The organism is Cyclobacterium xiamenense, assembly GCF_009467825.1.
GTDB lineage: Bacteria > Bacteroidota > Bacteroidia > Cytophagales > Cyclobacteriaceae > Cyclobacterium > Cyclobacterium xiamenense.
The window spans coordinates 1-23,342 of record NZ_WIOK01000042.1 but is presented as its reverse complement, the minus strand read 5'-3'; the positions used below and the strand labels follow the sequence as shown (position 1 = coordinate 23,342).

The 23,342-nt window shown below is 48.7% G+C and carries 18 protein-coding genes and 1 riboswitch; of the genes, 12 read left to right on the top strand and 6 right to left on the bottom strand.

All coding sequences use genetic code 11. The features are described from left to right. Positions 1–109: 109 nt before the first annotated feature. The 5 genes from GCU44_RS21065 to GCU44_RS21045 form a co-directional block, all read right to left on the bottom strand. Positions 110–310, bottom strand: a complete 201-nt coding sequence (locus tag GCU44_RS21065) for a hypothetical protein (RefSeq protein WP_092178413.1) — start codon at positions 308–310, stop codon at positions 110–112. 190 nt (positions 311–500) lie between these two features. Continuing rightward, positions 501–1,568, bottom strand: a complete 1,068-nt coding sequence (gene dinB / locus GCU44_RS21060; protein WP_154859391.1) for a DNA polymerase IV — start codon at positions 1,566–1,568, stop codon at positions 501–503. Between the two features lie 8 nt (positions 1,569–1,576). Next, complete coding sequence (gene gdhA / locus GCU44_RS21055) at positions 1,577–2,926, bottom strand: NADP-specific glutamate dehydrogenase (RefSeq protein WP_154859363.1); 1,350 nt, start codon at positions 2,924–2,926, stop codon at positions 1,577–1,579. Then, positions 2,889–4,205 (bottom strand): anthranilate synthase component I family protein, encoded by a 1,317-nt coding sequence (locus GCU44_RS21050; RefSeq protein ID WP_154859361.1) that lies wholly within the window; start codon positions 4,203–4,205, stop codon positions 2,889–2,891. The genes gdhA and GCU44_RS21050 overlap by 38 nt, the downstream gene beginning before the upstream one ends. 78 nt (positions 4,206–4,283) lie before the next feature. Next, positions 4,284–5,006 (bottom strand): YceI family protein, encoded by a 723-nt coding sequence (locus GCU44_RS21045; protein WP_154859359.1) that lies wholly within the window; start codon positions 5,004–5,006, stop codon positions 4,284–4,286. 153 nt (positions 5,007–5,159) lie between these two features. Here GCU44_RS21045 and GCU44_RS21040 point away from each other — a divergent pair, with 153 nt between their 5' ends. After that, a complete protein-coding gene (locus GCU44_RS21040; protein WP_092178403.1) occupies positions 5,160–5,678 on the top strand; it encodes a gamma carbonic anhydrase family protein in 519 nt (172 codons plus the stop codon). Here GCU44_RS21040 and aceK read toward each other — a convergent pair. After that, the gene (aceK, locus tag GCU44_RS21035) at positions 5,675–7,402 is read right to left on the bottom strand and encodes a bifunctional isocitrate dehydrogenase kinase/phosphatase (protein WP_154859357.1); all 1,728 of its coding nucleotides are present in this window, start codon (positions 7,400–7,402) and stop codon (positions 5,675–5,677) included. The genes GCU44_RS21040 and aceK overlap by 4 nt on opposite strands. Before the next feature lie 228 nt (positions 7,403–7,630). On the opposite strand from aceK, the gene GCU44_RS21030 reads away from it, so the two are divergent. The 11 genes from GCU44_RS21030 to GCU44_RS20980 all read left to right on the top strand — a co-directional run bounded on the left by GCU44_RS21030 (position 7,631) and on the right by GCU44_RS20980 (position 23,109). After that, positions 7,631–8,275: an NUDIX hydrolase gene (locus GCU44_RS21030; protein ID WP_154859355.1), complete on the top strand. Its 645-nt coding sequence runs from the start codon at positions 7,631–7,633 to the stop codon at positions 8,273–8,275. Then, the gene (locus GCU44_RS21025) at positions 8,265–9,515 is read left to right on the top strand and encodes a DUF819 family protein (RefSeq protein WP_154859353.1); all 1,251 of its coding nucleotides are present in this window, start codon (positions 8,265–8,267) and stop codon (positions 9,513–9,515) included. The genes GCU44_RS21030 and GCU44_RS21025 overlap by 11 nt, the downstream gene beginning before the upstream one ends. A gap of 148 nt (positions 9,516–9,663) precedes the next feature. Then, complete coding sequence (locus tag GCU44_RS21020) at positions 9,664–9,906, top strand: (2Fe-2S) ferredoxin domain-containing protein (protein ID WP_092178395.1); 243 nt, start codon at positions 9,664–9,666, stop codon at positions 9,904–9,906. A gap of 186 nt (positions 9,907–10,092) precedes the next feature. Next, positions 10,093–14,031, top strand: a complete 3,939-nt coding sequence (locus GCU44_RS21015) for a PAS domain S-box protein (protein WP_161993989.1) — start codon at positions 10,093–10,095, stop codon at positions 14,029–14,031. Between the two features lie 77 nt (positions 14,032–14,108). Next, a complete protein-coding gene (locus GCU44_RS21010; protein ID WP_154859349.1) occupies positions 14,109–15,419 on the top strand; it encodes a hypothetical protein in 1,311 nt (436 codons plus the stop codon). A gap of 96 nt (positions 15,420–15,515) precedes the next feature. After that, positions 15,516–15,617, top strand: a riboswitch (SAM riboswitch). Between the two features lie 74 nt (positions 15,618–15,691). After that, positions 15,692–16,735 carry a homocysteine S-methyltransferase family protein gene (locus GCU44_RS21005; RefSeq protein WP_154859347.1) on the top strand — a complete coding sequence of 348 codons (1,044 nt, stop codon included), beginning with the start codon at positions 15,692–15,694 and terminating at the stop codon, positions 16,733–16,735. A 4-nt stretch (positions 16,736–16,739) separates the two neighbouring features. After that, the gene (metH, locus tag GCU44_RS21000) at positions 16,740–19,451 is read left to right on the top strand and encodes a methionine synthase (protein WP_154859345.1); all 2,712 of its coding nucleotides are present in this window, start codon (positions 16,740–16,742) and stop codon (positions 19,449–19,451) included. Positions 19,452–19,481: 30 nt separating this feature from the next. Further along, positions 19,482–20,435, top strand: coding sequence for a methylenetetrahydrofolate reductase [NAD(P)H] (gene metF, locus GCU44_RS20995; RefSeq protein ID WP_092178385.1), 954 nt, complete (start codon positions 19,482–19,484; stop codon positions 20,433–20,435). 72 nt (positions 20,436–20,507) lie between these two features. Next, on the top strand, positions 20,508–20,963 hold the full coding sequence (locus GCU44_RS20990; protein WP_154859343.1) for a hypothetical protein: 456 nt from the start codon (positions 20,508–20,510) through the stop codon (positions 20,961–20,963). After that, positions 20,960–22,384 carry a CCA tRNA nucleotidyltransferase gene (locus GCU44_RS20985; RefSeq protein WP_154859342.1) on the top strand — a complete coding sequence of 475 codons (1,425 nt, stop codon included), beginning with the start codon at positions 20,960–20,962 and terminating at the stop codon, positions 22,382–22,384. Before GCU44_RS20990 ends, GCU44_RS20985 begins: the two co-directional genes overlap by 4 nt. An 8-nt stretch (positions 22,385–22,392) precedes the next feature. Then, positions 22,393–23,109, top strand: coding sequence for a hypothetical protein (locus GCU44_RS20980; RefSeq protein WP_092178379.1), 717 nt, complete (start codon positions 22,393–22,395; stop codon positions 23,107–23,109). Positions 23,110–23,342: the final 233 nt, after the last annotated feature.

Genomic DNA, 23,342 nt, shown 5'->3' with positions numbered 1-23,342 from the left:
GTCAGCGGAACAATTGCCATTCGAGGAGCTTTGGTCCGCTAGTAATTTGGCAAAATACACCAAAAGCCCCCGCCTCCAGAAAAGCAGCATGCGCGACTCAAGAGCTCGTTTACTGGTCGGAATTTTCCTGCAGAATTGCTTTGGCCCGTTTCAGGCTGTACAGGTATCCCAGCATCGCGGGAGTTACCAATGCAAATACCGCCAGGTTGCCCAGCCCTTTTGCTTTTTTCATGGAGAGGGTAGCCAATAGTACGGCCAATGGGATGCCGTATTTCAATCCAAAATCGAGGTACTTTTGATAGGTTGTCATTGTCATTGTCCTACTTTTTTTCTATCTCCGGTACAAGATTGGTGCCGAATCCGTGGCTTCTTGCCCCATCTTGAAACCTAAGCGGATATTCCGTAAAGAAGGCAAGTGGGATGGTTACTGCATTTTTAAGAACCTGCCGTTGTAGCCGGAGGAATGGGTTGAGGGGAACAAGGTATCGCTGCTGGCGGGTTTAGTAGGAAAAGCGCAACTGTCTGCCTGGATCATCTGGCCGGATGAGATTCGAGAGGCTGATTCCCAGCAGGCGCACGGGGCCCGAAAGCTCCTCTTGCCTGATCAGCTCCAACGCGAGGGCTTCCATGCTACCGGGAGGAATGGCTTCCGGAAAGGTCCTGCTGCGGGTATGGACCGTAAAATCATTGTATTTGATCTTCAGGGTCAGGGTTCTTCCTGCGGTTTGCGACTGCTGCAGCCGGCGAAAAAATTCCGGAAGGATTTTGTTTGTGAGCGTTTCGGCGACCGAGCTGCTGGTCAGCAGGTCTTTTTCAAAGGTATTTTCAACACCCAGTGATTTTCGAATCCGGTCTGGTTTCACTTCGCTTTCGTGAATCCCCCGAACGATATCGTAATAGTGCCGGCCGGATTTTCCAAATCTTCGGGTGAGGAATACCAGGGAATAGGCTTTTAGGTCCCGTCCACAATGAATGCCCAGTGCTTTCATTTTTTCTGCCGTCACTTTGCCAATACCGAAAAACTTTTCGATCGGTAGTTTTTCAAGAAAGGCCTCTGCTTTTTCCGGAGGGATGACCGCCTGTCCATTCGGTTTATTTAGGTCAGAAGCTACTTTGGCCAAAAATTTATTGTACGAAATACCTGCCGATGCGGTGAGTCCGGTTTCCAAGAAAATGCGGTGCCGGATGGCTTTGGCGATCTGGGTAGCGTAGGGAAGTGCGAAATGATTGTTGGTTACATCCAGAAAAGCTTCATCCAGGGACAACGGTTCTACCAGGTCTGTAAACTCCAGAAAGATTTTTCGAATGACCCGGGAAATCTCCTTGTACCGGTCAAAACGGGGCGGAACGAAAATAAGGTTGGGGCATTTTTGTGCCGCCAATCGGGAAGGCATGGCCGATCGTACGCCAAATTTCCGGGCTTCGTAACTGGCAGCAGCCACCACGCCGCGTTCCCGATTTCCGCCTACGGCCAGGGGTTTTCCCCGGTATTCCGGATGATCCAATTGCTCTACCGAAGCGAAAAACGCATCCATGTCCACGTGTATGATTTTCCGGTAGGCAGTCATCACACTCCTTAGACGGTTCCCTGGGCATTCATGGCGTTGGCTACTTTTTCGAAGGCCCCAATATTTGCCGCATTCAGGTAGTCCTGATCGGTGAGTCCATGGGTTGCGATGGTTTCCAGGCACTTTTCATGAATGTCTTTCATGATGATGCGAAGTTCTTTTTCCAGGTCCTGTTTGCTCCAGTAGCGCCCCATTCGGTTCTGGGTCATCTCCAGTCCCGATACGGCCACTCCCCCCGCATTGGAAGCCTTTCCGGGTCCGTAGAGCACCTTGGATCGTTGCAAGTAGTTGATGGCTTTGGGTGTGCAAGGCATGTTCGCTCCTTCGGCCAGCAGGGTCAGGCCATTTTCCCGGAGCGTTTTGGCATCGTTTTCGTCCAGTTCGTTTTGGGTGGCACAGGGAAAGGCACAATCCGCCGGTAGGGTCCAGATATTTTTTTCACCAGCGGGGGTATAGACTGCCGATTTGTAGTTATCAGCAAATGCAGAAATACTTTTACGCTGCCCGTTTTTGATCTTCTTTAAAAAACGCAACTTGTCTTCCGTCATGCCATCCGGATCGTGAATGAAGCCGGTGGAATCCGAAAAACCGACCACTTTTGCCCCTTCTTGCAGCAATTTTTCGATGGCGAATTGGGAAACGTTACCTGCGCCGGATACCAGGCACACCTTGTTTTCCAAGGTGGCATCTACTTCCGTCAGCATGAAATGAGCAAAATGGATGAGACCGTATCCGGTGGCCTCCGGACGCAGGAAGGAGCCGCCCCAGTCCAGTCCTTTGCCGGTCAGGACACCTTGAAACTCGTTTTGTATTTTTTTGTAGGTACCAAATAAGTAGCCGATTTCTCGTTCGCCCACGCCGATATCTCCGGCGGGTACGTCGGTAAAATGACCGATGTGCCGGTAGGCTTCCATCATCCAGGCCTGACAAAAGCGCATGACTTCCCCATCCGATTTCCCTTTTGGGTCAAAGTCGGCACCGCCTTTACCTGCCCCTAATGGCAACCCCGTCAGCGCATTCTTAAAAATCTGTTCAAACGCGAGAAACTTTAAAATACTCTGGTTGACACTCGGGTGAAACCGAAGCCCCCCTTTGTACGGACCCAATGCGCTATTCATCTGCACCCGGTATCCCCGGTTGACCTGCACCTGACCCCGATCGTCTGTCCAGCATACCCGAAAGGAAATGATGCGCTCGGGTTCGCAGATGCGTTCAAAAAGTCTGGCATCCACGTAGTCACGCTGATTTTTAAGTACCGGAAGTACACTGTCAAACACCTCCTCCACCGCCTGATGGAACTCAGGCTCGTTGGGGTTTTTTTCAATAACGCTTTTCAGAATCTGGTTTAGTGTTGCCATTACGTTGGGAATTAGTTGATGGATACAATTTGGTCAAGGCTTGGATGATCGGGGCGGCTTTTAGCTGGCATTCCTGGTATTCTTCGGTGGCATTGGCATCCAATGTGATCGCACTGCCCACCCCGAAATAGAACGAACGATCCGCTTGATTGATCACGATGCTGCGAATTACTACGCAAAAGTCAAAATCTCCCGAGGGATTAATGTAGCCCAGAGCGCCCGAAAACCAGGACCGCTTAAAGGATTCGTAGGCTTCGATCAGTTCCATGGACCGGACTTTTGGGGCTCCCGTCATGCTTCCCATGGGGAAGGTTTTTGACACAATTTCCTCAAACGTAGTTCCTGGTCGAAGCCGGCAACTGACCGTGGAAATCATTTGGGTAATCCGTTGGAAAGAATAAATACCGAACAGTTCGTCCACGGAGACAGAGCCGGTTTCAGCGACGCGGGACAAATCATTTCGCATCAAATCTACAATCATGAGATTTTCGGCGCGTTCCTTCTCACTTTCCGCCAATTTTTTTTTCAAGAAAGCATCCTCCTCCGGACTGTCGCCCCTTTTTACACTCCCTTTGATTGGTTGGGAAAGCAGGAGGTTCCCCTGTTTTTTCAAAAACCGTTCGGGAGAGGCCGCACATAGGTACAAGTCATCGGCTTTAAACAGGGCGCTAAAGGGCATGGGGGACTGGGCACAGAGCTCCAGGTAGACGCGTTCCGGTTCGCAAACCGGTAGCTTTCCGTGGAAATCCATGCAGAAATTCAGCTCGTAAATATCTCCCTCCAGAATATGGTTTTGGATGTTGGTGAACAGGCGGGTATAGGACTCCTGGTCATGGGAGGAATGAAGCGAGAAGCCCTCCGGGCTGTCGGTTGTTCGCAAGCGGGTGGATGCGATTGCCGCGGCGATCCTTTCCGGGTCTTTGCCGGTAATCTCGGCTGAATCAGCCGTGAAACGAATGGTTACCTCCGGGCTGAAAAACCGACTATCGGGGCAATCGATCCAGGGAATATTCCGGCTATTCAGCCGCTCGTAGTTGTTTTTCTGGTCGTAGGAAAGGATGCCGATTTTTGGCCTATCTGCCGGCAAATCGGCTAAATTTTCCAGCGAAACCGCCTGGTTTCCTCCGTAAAAAACCTGTTCGAAGGCTCCCTGGGGATAGTCGATACCGTTGGCATGGAAATAACCATAAAACCGAAAGTGAATTGCTCCCCATACCAGCATCTGTTGGACCCACGAGGGACCGATGGGTAGTGTAAGGCTGGCTTCAATTTCGGACATGCCTGCAAAAATAGCAAAATGAAATTAAAAAAAGGGGACCTATAGCCCCCTCTTTGCAACTAGCTAATATCCCCTTCCTTAATTCGCTTTGATATCAAAATTTACGGATACCGTGTTGTAAATAAACTGATCTTTTGCTTTATCTACGGCCGTAGCTTCGTCCCCGTAGGACAATCCCCAGGCAGTTCGGTCGATATTGAATCCGGCTTGCGCTGTAATCATCCCATTTTCCATGGATACACTAGCGGGAAACTTGATGTTTTTGGTGTTTCCCCTCATGGTAAGGTTGCCACTTATCCAATGGGTGGGTGAGTCCGGAGCAATTTCGGAAGCACTTTTCGGGGTGTTTTCCGTTTCAAACTGCTCCTGATCTTCAATGGCATCTCCGGCTCCATATGGGCTGATCTCCGTGATGACAAAGGTTGCTTTCGGATGGTTGGCAGCATCGAAAAAGTCATCGGATTGCAGGTGGTTCCACAGTTTTCCGTGATTTTCGCTTCCCTCTTCCAAATCGTGAATTTCAAGACCGGTAATGTCGAAAGAAAATTCGCCCGCGGTAATGGCATCTCCCTCGATTGAAAGTGTTCCATCGGTAACCGGAATCAGACCAAAGTGCTGTCCCGTGGGCTTGTATCCCCTCCAATTTACCTTACTGCTACCCAGGTCAAGGCTTAGTGTCTGACCGGTTGCCGCTGCAGCTTCCTGCGCTTCGGTGGTCTCTACGGTATCCGAACTTTTTCCGCAAGCGAAGGTCAATAGCGAGGCGGCTAGGATAAAACCTGATAATTTCATTGCTTTCATAAATAATACTGGTTTAATTAAGATTGGTTTTTTATTGATTTCAATGTATACACACTTAAACTGTGTTCCTGTAGAAAAGTTCAGCTTTTTCGAACATTAATTTCTTTATTGGTAATTTAATTGAAGAAAATGGCAATTTAATTCTGAAAGACGATGGCTTTAGTAAAAAGTATTGAAAATAAGACCCCGCAATTCGGATCCGATTGTTGGTTGGCAGATACGGCTACGATCATCGGAGACGTGATCATGGGCAAGCAGTGTACCGTGTGGTTCAACGCGGTGGTACGTGGAGACGTGCATTCCATTCGCATGGGCGACCGCACCAACGTGCAGGACGGTGCAATCATTCATTGCACCTACCAAAAATTTCCGGTGACCATTGGTTCGGATGTTTCCATTGCACATGGTGCGATCGTCCACGGGTGTACCCTTGCAGACCGAGTGCTGGTAGGCATGGGAGCAATCGTGATGGACGGTGCGCAGGTGGGCGAAGGGGCGGTGATCGCAGCAGGAGCGGTGGTTTTGGAAGGAACGGTGGTTGAAAAAAATAGCATTTACGCCGGTATTCCTGCAAAAAAGGTCAAAGATACCGGGCCGGAAATGCAAGAAACCATCCGTAGGATAGCCGCCAATTACCCCAGGTATGCCTCCTGGTATCGGGAAGAAAGTTAGATTTGTTCGTCGGGTCGGAATCGCATGCGGTTGGGGTAAGGAAAGGCATGGAGGAATTCACCTTTTTCTAACCGATTTTGGATTTCTTTCCAGTAACCGGGGTCGAAAAGCTGTGGATTGGATTGAATGAAGAAGTCCCTGACATCCGCCCTGCCGATCATAAACCGCTTGAAATCTTCGGGAAATACATCTTTCTCGCCAATTTCGTACCAGGGTTCGGAAGCATAGATCTGCTCGTAGGTTTCTGGTTTGGGTTTGGACCGGAAATTCATGCTGTCCAGAAATTCGATTTCGTCGTAGTCGTAAAAGATGACGCGGTTTTGCCGGGTGACACCGAAATTTTTTGTCATCATATCACCTGGAAAAATATTGGCCTGGGCCATCTGCAGGATGGCTTGGGCGTAGTCGTTTACCACCAATCGGGCCAATTTAAGGCTGCAGGTTTCCAGGAAAAGATTCAGCGGTGTTAGCCTCCGTTCGATGTACAAATGGCGAATGATCAGGGTATCCCCCTCTATTCGCAACAGGGAGTTGACTGATTTATTTAGTTCACTCATAAGTTCCGGATGGATTCGGTCCAGGGGTAGCTTGAAGTTTTCGAATTCGTGCGTATCTGCCATTCTTCCGACACGGTCATGCAGGCCCACCAGTTTGTATTTTTCCCGAACCTGCTGCCGGGTCATGTTCTTTGGGGGGTCAAAATGATCCTTTATTAGTTTGAAAACAATGTTGTAGGAGGGTAGGGTAAAAACCGTCATCACCATCCCCCGTATCCCCGGTGCCAGGATAAATTCATCCTGGCTCTCCCGTAAATGGCGGATAAAGTCGCGGTAGAAGGAGGTTTTGCCGTGTTTGTTGAATCCAATGGCATTGTACAGCTCGTAAGGTTTTTTGTGCGGGATGACGGCGTTGAGAAAAGCGACGGTTTGAGAGGGGATTTCCACGGGTGCCATGAAATAGGAACGCGTGTAGCTAAATATCCCGCTCATGATATTGGGATCAAAAATTAAGGTATCGGCAAAAACCCCCTGTTGATTATTTACAAAGGGGATAATGAATGGCATCCATTTATTGCCCAGGAATATTCTTCCAATAAGGTAAGCAGCTTTGTTGCGGTAAAAAACGTTTCGCAACACCTGTGTGGTTGTCTCTTCGCTGATCCGGTACCGACTCAAAACGACCTTCTCAACCTCCCGTGTCAGCAACTGAATATCTTCTTCTTTCCTGAGATACCTGTTACCAAAAGTAAAATCCTCCAACATGCTACGGAAAAAAAGGGGGAGGCTGGGACCGGCAGGGTAGGTACGGTAAAGCTTCGGGTCGGTTTGTTCGGGCAATTCGGGAAAAGGAGCTTCCACAAACATCATGTTTTCGTCAATACGGTTTCCAGGAAACGTTTTGCGAAAGACCGAGTTGAAAAAAGTCGCTGCCAGTTCTTTGTCATTTCTGCCTTTTATCGTTTCCAGGTAGTCCGATTTCATCGATTTCCAGACCCGGTCCTCAGCTATGCGTTCACCGAGGAGTTCCCGGCACTGGGCCACGATATAGGCCAGGTGGTCTTTATACAGTCGAAGCCGCCTTTTATGATTTTCCTGCAAGCTTTTCCAATCCCTCTCCATAAAGTTTTTGGGGATCTCCCGGGTGATTTGGTTGAAGTCGGAGATGTATTGATCGAATCCATTTAAGATGGTGGAGACGGTTTGATGGTGCGAGTCTTTTTTCATGCGTTATCTCTGTACTAAAAAAACGGTAGTTTTGGAGCAGGATATTAGGTTATTATTTTTCCCTGGCAAAGTTTTTTGCCTTTGGATTTGTAGATTATTTCGTTAAATTTCGACGAGTTTATTCATTTTTACATGAATACAACCCAATAGGTTTAATAGGTTTGATAAGTGAAAAAGGCCTGAATGGTATTCAGGCCTTTTTTCAGCTTTACTACTAGTCTGCATAAGATGGAACTAACTGACCTGGTAAACGTGCTCGAAAGCGCCTTGAAAGGACCCTTACCCGGCAGGCTGGGGCAGCAAGAAATGGCGCCCTTACCGCTGGAGGAAGCGCGGTTTGACCGGTTTCGAATGGAACATGCCAGAAAGGGGGCGGTGCTGCTATTGATCTGCCCTTCTACAACAGGGGTGCAAATTCCTTTTATCAAACGAGCTGCGTACGCGGGCGTTCACAGCGGTCAGATTGCATTGCCCGGGGGTAAAATGGAGCCCGATGACCACGATTTGAGGATTACGGCGGTACGGGAGACGGAAGAAGAAATCGGAGTGGATCGACGAAAAATCCAGCTGCTCGGCGCACTGTCCGACTTGTACATCCCACCAAGTAATTTTTACATTCGCCCGTTCATTGGGTTTACGTCTGAGGTCCCGTTGTTTAAGCCGGATGCCAGGGAAGTTGAACGGCTCATTTGCAGCGATTTCGACGCATTGATAGACGAACGGAATAAAAAAAGGAAATCGTTTCCGATACCCTCCGGAGGGGAGATAATGGCGCCCTATTTTGAGATTGATCGGGAGGTGGTTTGGGGCGCTACGGCCATGATTCTAAGTGAATTTTTACTACTATGGAAAAACAGAGGGAATGGGGACTAATGCATTGATTCAGGATGATGCCGTTGTTTTTGGCTTGATCATGGCCGTTCTTGGTCTGGTGTTTTACACCTCTGGCAGTAAGCACCCTTTTTTTGTGGTATTCTACCGCTTCGTGCCCGTCGTTTTGCTTTGTTATTTTATTCCCGCTTTGTTCAATACATTCGGGCTGGTTTCCGGTGCGGAATCAAATTTGTATTATGTGGCCTCCCGGTATTTATTACCAACCTCATTGGTATTGCTCACGTTGAGTATTGATCTGAAAAGTATCCTGCAGTTAGGACCGAAGGCCCTGGTTATGTTTTTGACCGGTACGTTTGGGATTATCCTGGGCGGGCCTGCGGCGTTATTTTTGGTTTCTCTGGTGTTTCCGGAAGTATTGGGAGGTATGGGTGCCGATGAGACCTGGAGGGGGTTGGCGACCATTGCCGGAAGTTGGATCGGGGGCAGTGCCAACCAAACCGCCATGCTCGAGGTATTCGGTGCCAGTCCGGCACTTTTCAGTCAGATGATCGCGGTGGACGTGATCGTTGCGAATTTATGGATGGCTTTTTTGCTGTACTGGGCGGCAAAGCCGGGGCCTATTGACCGCCTGTTGAAGGCAGATATTACCGCCATCACGAACCTCAAGGAGAAAGTCGCACACTACCAGAAAAATAACACCAAAATCCCTCAGTTATCGGATACCATGAGCATCCTGGGTCTGGGCTTTTTTATCACGGGATTGTCCCATTTTTTCGCCGGACGATTAGCGCCCTATATAGGCGATACCTACCCCTGGCTCAAGCCCTATTCCCTGGATTCCCCTTTTTTCTGGCTGGTAATTTTGGCTACTTCGGGCGGGTTGGTTTTATCCTTTACCCGTTGCCGAAAACTCGAAGGAGTAGGCGCCTCGCGCATGGGTAGTGTCCTCTTGTACGTATTGGTAGCGAGCATTGGCTTGCAAATGGATTTGCGTGCCGTACTGGACAATCCACTTTTCTTCCTCATTGGGATCACCTGGATGGCCTTTCATATTTTCTTCATGCTTTTGGTTGCCTATTTGATTCGCGCGCCGTTTTTTTACGTTGCCATCGGGTCTCAGGCAAACGTAGGAGGCGCTGCATCGGCACCCATTGTTGCCTCGGCCTTTCACCCGGCATTGGCTCCAGTAGGGGTATTGCTGGCTGTTTTGGGCTATGCGGTGGGAACGTATGGAGCCTACCTGTGTGGGGTGTTGTTGCAGCTCACATTTGGAAGCTAATTGGAAATAGGGAAGAAATCGAGCCTGCCTACCGGACAGGCAGGCATGACGTACCCGTCATAGACCGTGATGATTATGAGCCATGCAAGTTTCTCCCGAGTAAGGATCGGGACAGGCAATGTGGCAAGTTAGAGACACGTATAAACACATGAAAAAACGTCGGAAGTTTATTTTTGTTTGTCTGGGTTCGGACTGCAAATCCAACAAGGCAAAAAGTTTCGCCGAGGATATTGGTAGTATCATCCATTCCGGATCCTTTCGGGGAAAGTATAAATTGGTAAAAACCAAGTGCATGGATTGCTGCAAGTCCGGACCTGTAGCCGTTGTCAACGACCAATTAATAAAAAAGGGGGATTTGAAGCAGTTAGTAGAGGAATTGGCGACTGACTAAATGCGTTCCCCGTATGCTGCGTAAGGGCGATCGGTATTGTTTTGCCAATGCCCCTATATTAGTAGGATAAATTTAGGATGGAATTGATATTTGTTAGTAACTTATGGCATTGATTATAACATACTGATTTCGCGGACAACTCTTCGGATTTCCCGATGGTTCTGAATGAAAACACCGATTTTTAAAATGGATAAAGGATTTGAAAAAAATCTCTATCAACGTTTCGGCGGGGAACGCTATTTATTTTTAGTATTTGATAAAAGTCATGTGATTTTTTCAGAGGGTGACTGGGCGCCCTTCAAAGGAAAGGAGGAGGGTTGGGAGTCGTATTTGGAAGGTTTTGAGGGCCTTACTCGCGAGATACAGGCCTACTTTGAAGACAAAGAACCGGGTGATCTCACTTTCGATTATTCGTCGGAGCGCAACCCGGGATTTGCCCTGAAAATCTCTGGAAAGCATGTGCTGGGAAAGGGGAAATTGTGCACGGTTACCGGTATTTTCAATCCTCCAAAGGAACTTGCTTCGGATGGCAAGAAGGCGGAAAATACCTCCTCCGATCAGGATGTAGCGCTCCTGTTGCACCGAAAGGTGGAATTTGAGCGGATGATTAACTGGGTGACTACCCGTTTTTTGAATGCCGGTGATGACGAATGGGATCAGGTAGTGATAAAGGCCCTTTCGATGATTGCCCATGCGCAGGGGGCGACGCAAGCCAATTTTTTTCTGGTGTACGAAGAGATCAAGCTTTTGGAATGCGTTTTTGAATGGGCCCAAAATCCAGACGATGCCTCCAGGAAAATCAGTCAATCGATTTCGTTTGCGGGGCAGGAGAGTTTTTTGCAGGGACTGGCGGAATCCAGGTTTCGGGCCGTTGGGGATTTGCAGCAACGCGACGGAATCCATCCGTTCGAAAGCCATATTGGAGAGCGGTTTGGTATTCGGGCTTTCATTTTGGTTCCAATTTTTGCTGAAAACAAACTCATGGGCATGTATACCCTGAGTAGCCCTTCGGTGCAGAAAGACTGGATTCAGGACCACCGGGACGAGTACATTCTGAAGCAATTGGGAGATGTGTTGGGGGCGGCCTTTATCAATCGATCCACCAAATCGAGGCTGTTTCGAAACGAAAAGCTGTTAAGCTCCACCGAGATTCTGGCAAAATCGGGATCCTGGCGCTTCAATAATTCGGACCGAAAAATTTATTTTTCCAAAGGGATTAACCGGATTTTTGAAATGGATGCTGCTTCCGATGCGATGAGTATCCGTAATTTCCTAAACCTGATTCGGCTAAAGGATAAGGACAAGGTGAAATCCATGGTTCAGAAAGCAATCACCCGACGAAAATCAGTTTCCGGTGAGTTTATTTTTACGACGGAAAGCGGCAAAGAAAAGTACATTGCATACGGTATACAAGTAAATCAACTTAGCCCACAGGGCAATCTGGAAGTTTTTGGCTATTGCAACGACATCACGGAAAAGAAAACCGTTGAGCGAAAGCTCCTTTTTGAGTCGCAGATTCTGGCGCAGGTCAACGAGCCCATCTATGTCACGGATCTGCAGCTCAACGTGATTTACATGAATCAGGCGGCTATTTTCGAAGGAGAGCCCAAGCCCAGCGGTCAGGGAAAAATCAGTGACTTCTTTCAGATTACCAGTGCTCCATCCAAATCGTTCCCCGGCCTGATTCGCAAGGCGGAAGATTTGGGTATTTGGTTGGAAGAAGTTCAGATCCTGGATAATACCAGCAAGGTGCAGCCTTACGAAGTCTCGGTAAAACCCATCAACAACATTGAAATCGAGAAAATCGGGTATTCTTTTTTGATTCGTAACCTGACCTCCAAGATTCAGCGGGAAGAATTGGCCAAAAAGGCCAAATTGATCGTAGAAAATAGTCCGGCAATTTTATTTGAGGTGGCTCCCAGCCAGGGATTTAAACTCTCATTCATCACGGAAAATATCAATCAGTTTGGTTACCGGGCCGAGCAGCTCTTGCGTCAATCCGCCAGTTTGCCGGATATCATTCATCCGGAGGACTTGGCAATTTTCGAAAAGGAACTGATTCATCCCGAAAAGACGCAGTACAGCCGGGAATACCGCCTATTGTCCGCAGATGGCTCGTATCGCTGGGTAGAAGATAAAATACGCCCCATATTCAATCAGCAGGGAACGGTGGTGCTTTACGAAGGACTGTTGCACGATGTGACGGAACGAAAAAAGGACCGATTGGAAATCGAAAAAATAAAAAACCGATACCGGGTACTCGCCTCAAATATTCCGCACACGAATGTTTTTCTAATTGATCGAAATCTAAAATACCTGGTGGCCGAGGGATCGAATTTTAAATATTGGGGACTTGACAAAGCGTATTTCGAGGGAAAAACCATCCACGAGGTGCACACCACAACGCTGGAAGAAGTGGGTCCCATGTTTAAAGAAGCCCTGGAAAAACGAAACACCGTTAGCAAAGTAATGCCCTATATGAGTCGGTTCTACGAACTGACAGGTAAGCCCATTTTTAACGGCGACAATCTGGAATATTATCTGGGGATTGTACGGGATATTTCGGAAGAATACAAGGCAAAAAAAGAGCTGAAAAAAAGCGAAATCAAATACCGGAATTTGGTAGAGGAATCTACTGAAATTATTTTCTCCATCACCGCTCAAATGGAGCTAAGCTACGTATCTCCAAATATCAAGCAGTTTTTAGGCTACGAAACCTACGAGTTTACCAGCGGTGATTTTACCGACTACCTCCATCCCGAGGACGCAAAGGTTTTTTTGGATGGGCAAATCAAGCCCATTACCTATTTCCAGGAAAATCCCGAATTCGAATTTCGCCTACGGCACAAAAAGGGACATTACCGGGTGTTTAGTTCTAGTGGGAAAGTAATCAAAGACGAAAAAGGGGAGGTACGGTACTATACCGGTATCGCCAGAGACATCACCAAACTCAAAGAAACCCAAAAGGAGCTGTACAAAGCCAAAGAAAAAGCAGAGGCCGCGCTGAATGCAAAAAGCCAATTTTTGTCGGTGATGAGCCATGAAATCCGTACGCCGATGAATGCGGTAATCGGTCTTTCCCACCTCCTACTGGAAGACAACCCCAGGGAAGACCAATTGGAAAACCTGCGAACCTTGCAGTTTTCCGCGGAAAACCTTCTGGGACTGATCAACGATATTCTGGATTTTAACAAGATTGATTCGGGAAAATTGATTCTGGAAAAAGTACCCTTCGAACCAAAAAACCTGATCAATCGAATCATCCATTCCTATTCCTATCAAATCCGGGATAAATCCCTGGAAATTATCTACGAGCCGGATTTTGACCTGCCCGAACTCCTCATCGGCGATCCGGTGCGAATTGCGCAGATACTCAATAACCTGATCAGCAATGCCATCAAATTTACGGACAGGGGTTATATCAAAATCAGCCTGGACCGAATCAAGCAGCAGGATAATTGGGTAACCATCCGCTTTACGGTCAAAGATACGGGTATTGGCATTGCCAAAAACAAAGTCAAAACCATTTTTGATGCCTTTACGCAGGCGAGTACCGACACGACTCGAAAATACGGGGGTACTGGCCTGGGACTGGCCATTGTCAAAAAGCTTACCAAACTCTTCGGCACACAAATCCGCCTCGAATCCAAACTGGGAGAAGGCTCCACGTTCTGGTTTGACGTTGCATTTGAAATTCAGGACGCACGTACGCAATTGAAGGCAAAGGATGAAGTAGACTCCGACAGAAAGCTGGAGCATAAGAAAATTCTGGTAGCAGAAGACAACCAGGTCAATCAAATTCTATTAAAAAAGTACCTTTCCAAGTGGGGAGTGGGGGAAATTTGTTTTGCGGCCAACGGGAAAATTGCCTTGGATCATTTTTTCAAAACCGATTTCGACATGGTCCTGCTGGATTTGCAAATGCCGGAAATGGACGGCTTCGAGGTGGCGAAAATCATTCGTAAACTGGATTTGCTGTCTAAAAGAAATGTCCCGATTATAGCGCTGACAGCGTCCTCATTACTGGAAGTAAAGGATCAGCTGGAGGCTTCGGGCATGGACGATTATATTTCCAAACCCTTCACCCCGGAAAACCTTTACGGGAAAATTATTAAATACCTCTGATCGCCCTCCGCCTTAATGGTTGGACGGTATGGTTTTTCATCCTGTAAAATCCTACCTTTGCATCTTTCATCCGTGCTATGAGAGGAATTATAGGTGCTTTGCTTTGCTACTTTTTCGTGTTTGGAAGTCTTCGCGCTCAGGGTAATCTGACGGAGCGTTCTACGCTGTATTTTCTGGTAGGCAGTTCGGGATCTACCATCCGGGACTTTAATGAGATGCTTGCGGAAAAAGGCATTAGCCCACTCAGAGGGGGTTACCGAACCATCGGAATTGGCTACCAATACCGACTCACGGACTTTATCCTGGGTTTTGAGCTCCTGCAAAACAATGGATCCAATTCCTATTTCCGGGAGTACCGCATGGACCACCGCACCACCCGGTTTTACCTGAATGTGGGCTATTCACTGACACAAGAGGGAAGGTTTCAGTTGATTCACTACATGTCCCTGGGATCGGGTTACCTCAACTTTCAAATGCTCCGGGACGAACGCCGGGTGGATGACCTGAATGCCTTTCTGGAGCAACCCGCACAGGGCTTTCTGATACGGAAGCACGATATCCAACGGGGCAGTGGAAATTTAGGCGGGTTCCTCACAGAGATTGGCTTCCAGTTTGGGTACGATATTCCCTTGCCAGGCCTGGAGGAAAACATGGGATTAATGGGCAAGTTTGGGTATTCCTTTTCCCCGTTTGCAGGCGCCTGGAATCTCAACGGGATTACCTTTGACAACCTGCAAAGTGGGGCCTTCCTTCGCCTCGGAGCCGCGCTCTCCATGCCGGATCAGAATCTCTTTTTCCCCGATGCAGGGATCGGGGTGCATTTTTTTTACGGAAGAAATTTCCGCAGTCCGGATCGCTTAAATTCCTATTTCGTGGAAAACGGATGGAATCCCCTGGAACAGGCGCCGTATAATTTGGGTATTAAAATCATGGGTGAGAACAGAAGCCGCATGTACGGAGTGGACGTGTTTAATCTGGGTACTAGTGGAGAGGCAGGGCCTACCCATCGCCACACCCTGAATAGTGTGCGGGTTTATGGGAACTACGGGTACCAATTGTTTAAGCGGCGAAACCTGGAACTCGGCGCAACGCTGGGTTTGGGCTACGGCAACCTGCGCTACAGCCTGGAGCACACCGCTAAACCCGATTTCCCCCTTTTGTTTGAAGAACCGGATTTTGACGGCTACCTCCGAAGCAGTGGGCTCATGAGTAAATCAGAAGTGGCGGTTTCTTACGCCCTCCCGGTATTTAACAACACCTTTCGCCTGGTGTATTCCGCCCATGCCGGATACGAAGTTCCCCTAAGCAGGTATCGTTTGGGGGAGCTAACCATGGCAAACTACATGTCGGGTCCCTACGTGCAACTGGGTTTCGGCCTGCGTCCCTAGCCGGACTACCGTTTATCAGCTCAGGTCTCTTACTTTGATTCAAAGTTTTTTGGAAAAAAGGGGTTTTTTTTCCTTAAATCCTGTTACTTTTGGCATTGCTTATCGAGAAAGACGGAGGGTAGGGCCCTATGATGTCTTAGCAACCTGATGTGACAAGGTGCTAATTCCCGTTCCGGACATGCCGGATAAAGATGAGCCGAAAAAGGTAGAGATTCCATTCTAGTTTTAGCCCGGTTCATGCTCGTATAAGTTTTTTATAAAATTACGACAACATGCCAAACAGAACCGAAGTATTGCTTCAGCAGCTGCAAAAAAGAATATTGATTTTGGATGGGGCCATGGGTACCATGATACAGCGGTATGCCCTGCAGGAAGACGATTTTAGAAACGAGGCCCTCTATGGAGTGAAGAAGTCCCTGAAGGGAAACAACGACCTGCTCTCACTCACCCGGCCGGAAATCATCAAAGAGATCCATCAAGCCTATTTTGATGCGGGTGCGGATATTGTCGAAACGAATACCTTTAGCAGCACATCCATTGCCCAGGAAGACTACGGCCTTGCCGACCTGGCTTACCAACTCAATGCGGAATCGGCCCGACTGGCGCGCGAGGTGGCCGATGCCTGTACCGCAAAAAATCCAAAAAAGCCCCGATTTGTAGCGGGTGCCATCGGTCCTACCAACCGTACGGCTTCCCTTTCGCCCGATGTAAACGACCCAGGCTACCGGGCAATTAATTTTGACCAACTGGTGGAAGCCTACAGCGAGCAGGTGGAAGGATTGTTGGATGGAGGCGTTGATATGCTGTTGATCGAAACCATCTTCGACACCCTAAATGCCAAAGCAGCCCTCTTCGCAATACAAGAGGTCTACGAAAAAAGAGGGATTCCCCTGGATCCGCAGGATGGCGGAATTCCCATCATGGTATCTGGAACCATCACGGATGCCTCGGGCAGGACCCTTTCCGGCCAGACTACCGAAGCCTTTTTGATTTCGCTCTCCCATGTGCCCCTGCTTAGCATCGGGCTAAATTGTGCGCTGGGAGCCAAAGAGTTGCGCCCTTACCTGAAGGTTTTGGCCGAAAATGCCCCCTATTACGTAAGCGTCTATCCCAATGCCGGTCTTCCCAATGAGTTTGGAAAATACGATCAAGGTCCGGGTGAAATGAACGATCAATTGACGGATTTTCTTAAGGAAGGCTGGATCAATATTCTGGGTGGCTGCTGCGGCACCACACCGGAACACATTGCCGCCATTTCCAATACTGCCTCTAAATTTTCGCCAAGACCACTGAAGGTAGCTACCCAAGAAAAATAACCCCATGAACGATTTTACGAAAACAACCACATTGAAACTTTCCGGTTTGGAACCCTTGGTTTTTGGCCCCACCATCAATTTTGTAAATATTGGGGAAAGGACCAATGTGACCGGTTCCAAGAAATTTGCCAGGCTGATTTTAAACGGGAAGTACGACGAAGCCCTGGAAGTTGCCCTGGATCAGGTACGGGGAGGAGCACAGATTCTGGATGTCTGCATGGACGAAGCCATGCTGGACGGGGAAGCGGCCATGGTGAAATTCCTGAACCTGATCGCCTCCGAACCCGAAATTAGCCGCATACCCGTGATGGTCGATAGCTCCAAGTGGAAGATCATTCTGGCCGGCCTCAAATGCATTCAGGGAAAAGGAATCGTCAATTCCATCAGTTTGAAAAATGGAGAGGAGGAGTTTATCCAACAGGCCCGGACCATCAAGAAGTTTGGTGCAGCTGTGGTCGTGATGGCATTTGATGAAAAAGGCCAGGCCGATAGCTACGAACGAAGGATTCAGATTTGCGAGCGTAGCTACAACCTACTTACCCAAACCGTTAAATTCAACCCCCAGGACATCATTTTTGATCCGAATATATTTCCGGTGGCAACCGGAATGGACGAACACAAAAACAACGCCATTGATTTTTTCCGGGCCACCCGATGGATTAAAGACCATCTTCCGGGAGCAAAAGTAAGTGGAGGAGTGAGTAACGTTTCCTTTTCCTTCCGGGGAAACAACCCCGTACGGGAGGCCATGCATGCGGTATTTCTGTACCATGCCATTAAAAACGGAATGGACATGGGCATCGTGAATCCCTCCCTGCTGGAAATATACGACGACATTCCAAAAGACCTGCTGCAACACGTGGAAGACGTGATTTGGAATCGCCGGGAAGATGCTACCGAACGGTTGCTTGACTTTGCGGAAACGGTGAAATCCCAGGGAAAAAAAAGTAAGACAGACGAGGCGTGGAGAAGTCAGCCGGTGCAAAAACGCATCCAACATGCCTTGGTAAAAGGAATATTGGATCACATTGTGGAAGATACCGAAGAAGCCCGCCTGGACCTACAGGATCCGCTCAAGGTAATCGAAGGTCCGCTGATGGACGGGATGAATGTGGTAGGAGACCTTTTCGGGGAAGGAAAGATGTTTTTGCCCCAGGTGGTAAAAAGTGCCCGGGTGATGAAAAAGGCAGTGGCCTACCTGGAGCCGTTCATGCCCCTGCCGGAAGAAGCCAAAGAGGGCGAGCCGGAAACCGATAATATAAACCGGATTCTACTCGCCACAGTAAAAGGAGACGTGCACGATATCGGCAAAAATATCGTGGGAGTGGTGCTGGCATGCAACAGCTACAAGATCATTGACCTGGGCGTGATGGTGGAAACCGAAAAAATTATCGACGAGGCAGTCGCTCAAAAAGTGGATATCATTGGACTAAGTGGGCTGATTACCCCTTCTCTGGACGAGATGGTAAACGTCGCAGCCGAGATGGAACGGCGTGGGCTTACCATTCCCCTGCTGATAGGAGGGGCGACTACCTCGCGCATCCATACAGCCGTGAAAATAGATCCGGTGTATAGCGGCACTGTGGTACACGTGGCGGATGCTTCCAAATCCGTTCCTGTGGCGGGAGAAGCCATCAACAAAGATACGCGGGAGAAATACCGGAAGGAAATGAAAGCGCTGTACAGCCGCCTGCGTGACGAACACGAGGCCAAACAACAGGTCAAACAGCTCGTTACATACAAGGAAGCAAAAACCAATCCCGTTCCACTGGACTGGTCCCACTACCAGCCCTTCGTGCCAAAAAAAACCGGTTTGCATGTGCTGGATAGGTTGAACCTGGGCACCATTCGCGGGTACATCGACTGGACTCCGTTTTTTAGCACCTGGATGCTGGCCGGTAAGTTTCCAAAAATCCTCAAAGATCCGGTAGTAGGCAAAGAGGCACTCAAACTCTACAACGATGCCAACAACATGCTAGACCGCATTGTCAACGAGGGTTGGCTCAAAGCAAAGGCCGTTTTGGGGCTTTTTCCCGTGCACCGCTCGGGAGATGATTTGATCATCGACCCGGAGTTCACTCCTGGAAAACAGTACGTGTTTCACTTCCTCCGGCAGCAGGGAAGGAAAGGAAAAGGGGTACCTAACCGGAGTTTGGTGGATTACATTCATCCGAAGCAACAGGATTATTTTGGGGGATTTGCGGTGACTGCTGGCTTGGGGATCGAGGAGAGATTAAAAGTCTTTCAGGAAAACGGAGACGATTACAACGACATCATGCTGAAAGCCATGGCAGACCGGCTTGCCGAAGCGGCTGCAGAATACCTGCACGAACGGGTACGAAAAGAATTCTGGGGCTACGACCCGGAAGAATCCCTGGACAACGAGGGCCTGATTCGCGAATCCTATCAAGGCATCCGTCCGGCACCGGGATATCCCGCCTGCCCCGAGCACTCGGAAAAACGAACCCTTTTTGACCTGTTGGACGTGGAAAACCGGATAGGGATCACACTCACGGATAGCTTTGCGATGTACCCTACCTCCTCCGTTAGCGGTTTTTATTTTGGACATCCGGAGAGCAAGTACTTTGGATTGGGAAAAATCGGCGAAGATCAGGTCGAAGATTATGCCCGACGCAAAGGGGTTTCCAAAGCCCAGGCCGAACGTTGGTTGTCTCCCAACCTTTCTTATTCTCCGCAGTTATCCTACGGGGGATAGCTCCAAACAGCCGCCCATTACCTAAAACGAATGAAAGTAACCGAATACATACAAGCAGCAAAGAAGACGTTGTTTTCTTTTGAAATTCTACCTCCCCTTAAAGGGCAGAGTCTCAGCCACCTATTGGAAGGCATCGCACCGCTCATGGAGTTCAAACCTCCCTTTATCGATGTTACGTATCATCGGGAGGAGTACGTGTATAAAAAGCATGCCAACGGCTTGCTGGAAAAAGTCAGCACCCGCAAACGACCCGGTACGGTGGGCATCTGTGCAGCGATCATGAACCGGTTTCACATAGATGCCGTTCCACATCTTTTATGCGGTGGGTTTTCCCGCGAGGAAACCGAAAATGCCCTGATTGACCTCTACTTTATCGGGGTGGAAAATGTGCTGGCTTTGCGTGGAGACGCGCCGAAATCTGAAGCCAATTTTCTTCCCAATAAGGACGGGCACCGGTATGCCAGTGAATTGGTCGAGCAGATTATCGGAATGAATCATGGCCGTTACCTGAACGACGAGACGGAAGTGGGATTCCGCACGGATTTCTGCGTGGGCGTGGCCGGGTATCCGGAAAAGCACTTTGAAGCTCCCAGCTTGAATTTCGACCTGAAAAAACTCAAGGCCAAGGTGGATGCCGGGGCCAGCTACATCGTAACCCAGATGTTTTTCGACAATAAAAAATATTTCGATTTTGTCGATAAAGTACGGGAAGTGGGTATCGACCTGCCCATCATCCCGGGGCTCAAACCCATTACCACCCTGTCCCAGATTGTCAACCTGCCCAAAACCTTTTACCTGGACTTGCCGGACGACCTGCTGTCGGGATTGGAAAAATGCAAAAACAATGCGGATGTAAAGGAAGTAGGGATCGAGTGGGCCATCCAACAAAGCAAGGAGTTGGTGGCTTACGGTGTACCCAGCCTTCACTACTACACGATGAGTAAGGCCGATGCCACCTATCGCGTCGCCAGGGAGGTTTTTTGATGGGGAATGCGTCTTTAAATAAATTCTTTTTCCAGTAATCAACCGAATACAGTGGACTATCGGGCAGTAAAAATGCAGTTTAGACATTCGGGGAAACTTCGCTTCGAAGATCCGATCGGGAATCGCTTTCGATGGGGAAGGTTCGATTCCTGGCAGGCAGGAAATACCGGTATTTTTCTTCTCCACGACCTGCAGCAACTCCGAGGGTTGGTGGGAACCTTCGCGGAGGTAGCCCTGGACCTGGTAGCGTATTCTTCGGATCAGGTGATTTTCCATAGTCCGCCGGAAGGCTTCTTATGGGGTAAAACGAATTCCGAAGGATTGATTACATTTGCACTGATTAAATCACCTTACTGGTACCGACTCTTGTATGATCTGCGGGAAATCGTGTACATGCAATGGGATGAGGGCGCCGAACAAGGCGAAGGGGAATGGATACCGGCAGTGCAGGATTTTCCCCTGCCAGCGGCAGGAGGCCGCGCCATTGAAATCCATGCGGACGGTCGGGTGAAAATACGAAACGCATGAATCTGAAAAAATCGCTCGCGACCATACCCATTTTTCAACAGGTTGGGACTGTTGCAGACCAGCTGAATATGGAAACCTATCTGGTGGGAGGATACGTTCGGGATTTACTTCTCGATCGTCCGAGCAAAGACATTGATTTCGTTTGCATCGGAGATGGCATCACGCTGGCGAAAGCCGTATCCGCTTCGCTTCCGGACCACCCACCGGTAGCGGTATTTAAAAACTTTGGGACGGCCATGATTAAGGTCGGTGACTGGGAGGTGGAATTTGTAGGCGCCCGAAAGGAGTCCTACCAACGTCATTCGCGGAAGCCCCAGGTAGAAGCGGGAACGCTGCAGGAAGATCAGGAGCGGCGGGATTTCACGATCAATACCCTGGGGATATCAATTAATGAGGCGAACTATGGCGAGCTGCTGGACCCATTTGATGGGGTAAAGGACCTCAAGCGGAAAATCATTCGTACACCTGCCGACCCGGAGGTTACCTTTTCGGACGACCCGCTTCGCATGATGCGAGCCATTCGGTTTGCCGCTCAATTGAAATTTGATATCGCACCGGATACGTTCGAGGGGATCCTGAAAAACGCAGACCGGCTATCCATTATTTCCGGAGAACGGATTATCGACGAACTCAACAAGATCATTCTGACCGAAAAACCCTCGTATGGGTTTAAATTGTTGTTTGTCAGTGGATTGCTGGAGCATTTTTTTCCGGAAATGGTTGCCTTGCAGGGCGTTGATTCGGTTGGGGATAAGTCGCACAAGGACAATTTCTACCATACGCTGCAGGTATTGGATAATGTGTCCACCAGAACCGATTCCTTATGGCTACGATGGGCAGCCATCATGCACGATATTGCCAAACCGGCCACCAAGCGGTTTAATCAGAAAGTAGGCTGGACTTTCCACGGACACGAAGATAAAGGTGCCCGGATGACGCCCGGAATCTTTCGTCGGCTAAAACTTCCCATGGACGAACGCATGAAATACGTCCAGAAATTGGTAAAATTGCACCTGCGCCCGATAGCCCTGGTTAACGATAAGGTAACCGACGCGGCGCTTCGGAGGCTGCTGTTCGAAGCGGGAGACGATATAGACGACTTAATGCAGCTTTGCCGCGCGGACGTGACGTCAAAAAATGACCACAAAGTCAAACGTTTTCTGGCAAATTTCGATAAAGTAGAAAAAAAGTTGCAGGAAGTAGAAGCAAAAGATCAGGTGAGAAATTTTCAACCTCCTGTCTCTGGTGATGAAATCATGGCTATATTTGGCCTGAAACCCTCACGGGTCGTAGGTGATTTGAAAGAAGAAATCAAAGAAGCGATTCTGGAGGGGCAGATTCAGAACAATAAATCGGAAGCCTTGGAGTTAATGTACCGACTGGCTGCAAAAAAAGGAATAGAGAAAAAAACAAACCATTGACGATACCTATGAAATACGCCGTACTGTTTTTGTTGTTGTGCCTGGGTGCACAAGGTGCAGTAAATGCACAAGATGAGGCCAACACCGATTCTACTGCCGCCTCGGTTTCCAGTAGCAACAAAGCGAAAAATGATGTCGATAACCGCATTTATGCCCTGGCCATGCGCTACAATGACGTGTCCGTAGCGAAAATGAAATTGTACGAACTCATGGAGCGGAATCCCCGCAATCTTTCGTATCCGGAAACACTTGCCCGACTTTATTTTGAAATGGAACAATACGGATCCTCCGCATTGGTGGCATTGGATATCCTCGAACGAAACGACAAAAGCATCACTGGGCTGGAAGTCGCTGCTTTTTCATTGGAGCAATTGGGCGCGTTGGAACGCGCACTTCCGCATTTTGAATCGCTTCATTTGCTTTCAGGAGATCTCTTTAGCCTGTATAAAACCGGATACCTGCAGTATACCTTGAAAAAATACGAGGAGGCGCTGAATTCGGTAAACATGCTGATAAAGGATAGCAAGTCCAGCGAGCAGAAGCTAAATTTTCCCATGGGGGAAAATAACATGCAGGAGGTCAGCATGAGAGCTGCCGCGCAAAACCTAAAAGGACTGATATATAAGGACCAGGGAAGTAACGAGGAGGCAAAGGCGGCCTTCGAGGAAGCGCTGGTGCTCAGTCCGGAGTTTCAGTTGGCGAAGGAAAATCTGGCGGAATTGTAAGATCGGGTGATTTTCAGCCCATTTCGGCCTGTCCCGGTCAACGGACAGGCCATCGTATTTTTGTCAGGGCCCTATTTCTGGTTCTTGTTTTTTTCATCGGCTTCATTAAAGAGCGCTTGCATATCCTTGTTTTTTAACTCATATTCCTCAAAACAGCAATGTAGTTGCTATGAATCGGGCTTTATTGGACTTTGAACGGGCAACCCTTTTTATATTTTTCATCTCACGTTAAA

Excerpts from the sequence above, each read along its gene's own strand:
- metF (WP_092178385.1), top strand. The coding sequence starts at position 19,482 with ATGAAAGTAACCGAATACATACAAGCAGCAAAGAAGACGTTGTTTTCT.
- GCU44_RS21040 (WP_092178403.1), top strand. The coding sequence starts at position 5,160 with ATGGCTTTAGTAAAAAGTATTGAAAATAAGACCCCGCAATTCGGATCC.
- GCU44_RS20990 (WP_154859343.1), top strand. The coding sequence starts at position 20,508 with ATGCAGTTTAGACATTCGGGGAAACTTCGCTTCGAAGATCCGATCGGG.
- GCU44_RS21015 (WP_161993989.1), top strand. The coding sequence starts at position 10,093 with ATGGATAAAGGATTTGAAAAAAATCTCTATCAACGTTTCGGCGGGGAA.
- gdhA (WP_154859363.1), bottom strand. The coding sequence starts at position 2,926 with ATGGCAACACTAAACCAGATTCTGAAAAGCGTTATTGAAAAAAACCCC.
- GCU44_RS21030 (WP_154859355.1), top strand. The coding sequence starts at position 7,631 with ATGGAACTAACTGACCTGGTAAACGTGCTCGAAAGCGCCTTGAAAGGA.
- aceK (WP_154859357.1), bottom strand. The coding sequence starts at position 7,402 with ATGAAAAAAGACTCGCACCATCAAACCGTCTCCACCATCTTAAATGGA.
- GCU44_RS21005 (WP_154859347.1), top strand. The coding sequence starts at position 15,692 with ATGCCAAACAGAACCGAAGTATTGCTTCAGCAGCTGCAAAAAAGAATA.
- dinB (WP_154859391.1), bottom strand. The coding sequence starts at position 1,568 with ATGACTGCCTACCGGAAAATCATACACGTGGACATGGATGCGTTTTTC.
- GCU44_RS21050 (WP_154859361.1), bottom strand. The coding sequence starts at position 4,205 with ATGTCCGAAATTGAAGCCAGCCTTACACTACCCATCGGTCCCTCGTGG.
- GCU44_RS21065 (WP_092178413.1), bottom strand. The coding sequence starts at position 310 with ATGACAACCTATCAAAAGTACCTCGATTTTGGATTGAAATACGGCATC.
- GCU44_RS20985 (WP_154859342.1), top strand. The coding sequence starts at position 20,960 with ATGAATCTGAAAAAATCGCTCGCGACCATACCCATTTTTCAACAGGTT.
- GCU44_RS21020 (WP_092178395.1), top strand. The coding sequence starts at position 9,664 with ATGAAAAAACGTCGGAAGTTTATTTTTGTTTGTCTGGGTTCGGACTGC.
- GCU44_RS21025 (WP_154859353.1), top strand. The coding sequence starts at position 8,265 with ATGGGGACTAATGCATTGATTCAGGATGATGCCGTTGTTTTTGGCTTG.
- GCU44_RS21010 (WP_154859349.1), top strand. The coding sequence starts at position 14,109 with ATGAGAGGAATTATAGGTGCTTTGCTTTGCTACTTTTTCGTGTTTGGA.
- GCU44_RS20980 (WP_092178379.1), top strand. The coding sequence starts at position 22,393 with ATGAAATACGCCGTACTGTTTTTGTTGTTGTGCCTGGGTGCACAAGGT.
- metH (WP_154859345.1), top strand. The coding sequence starts at position 16,740 with ATGAACGATTTTACGAAAACAACCACATTGAAACTTTCCGGTTTGGAA.
- GCU44_RS21045 (WP_154859359.1), bottom strand. The coding sequence starts at position 5,006 with ATGAAAGCAATGAAATTATCAGGTTTTATCCTAGCCGCCTCGCTATTG.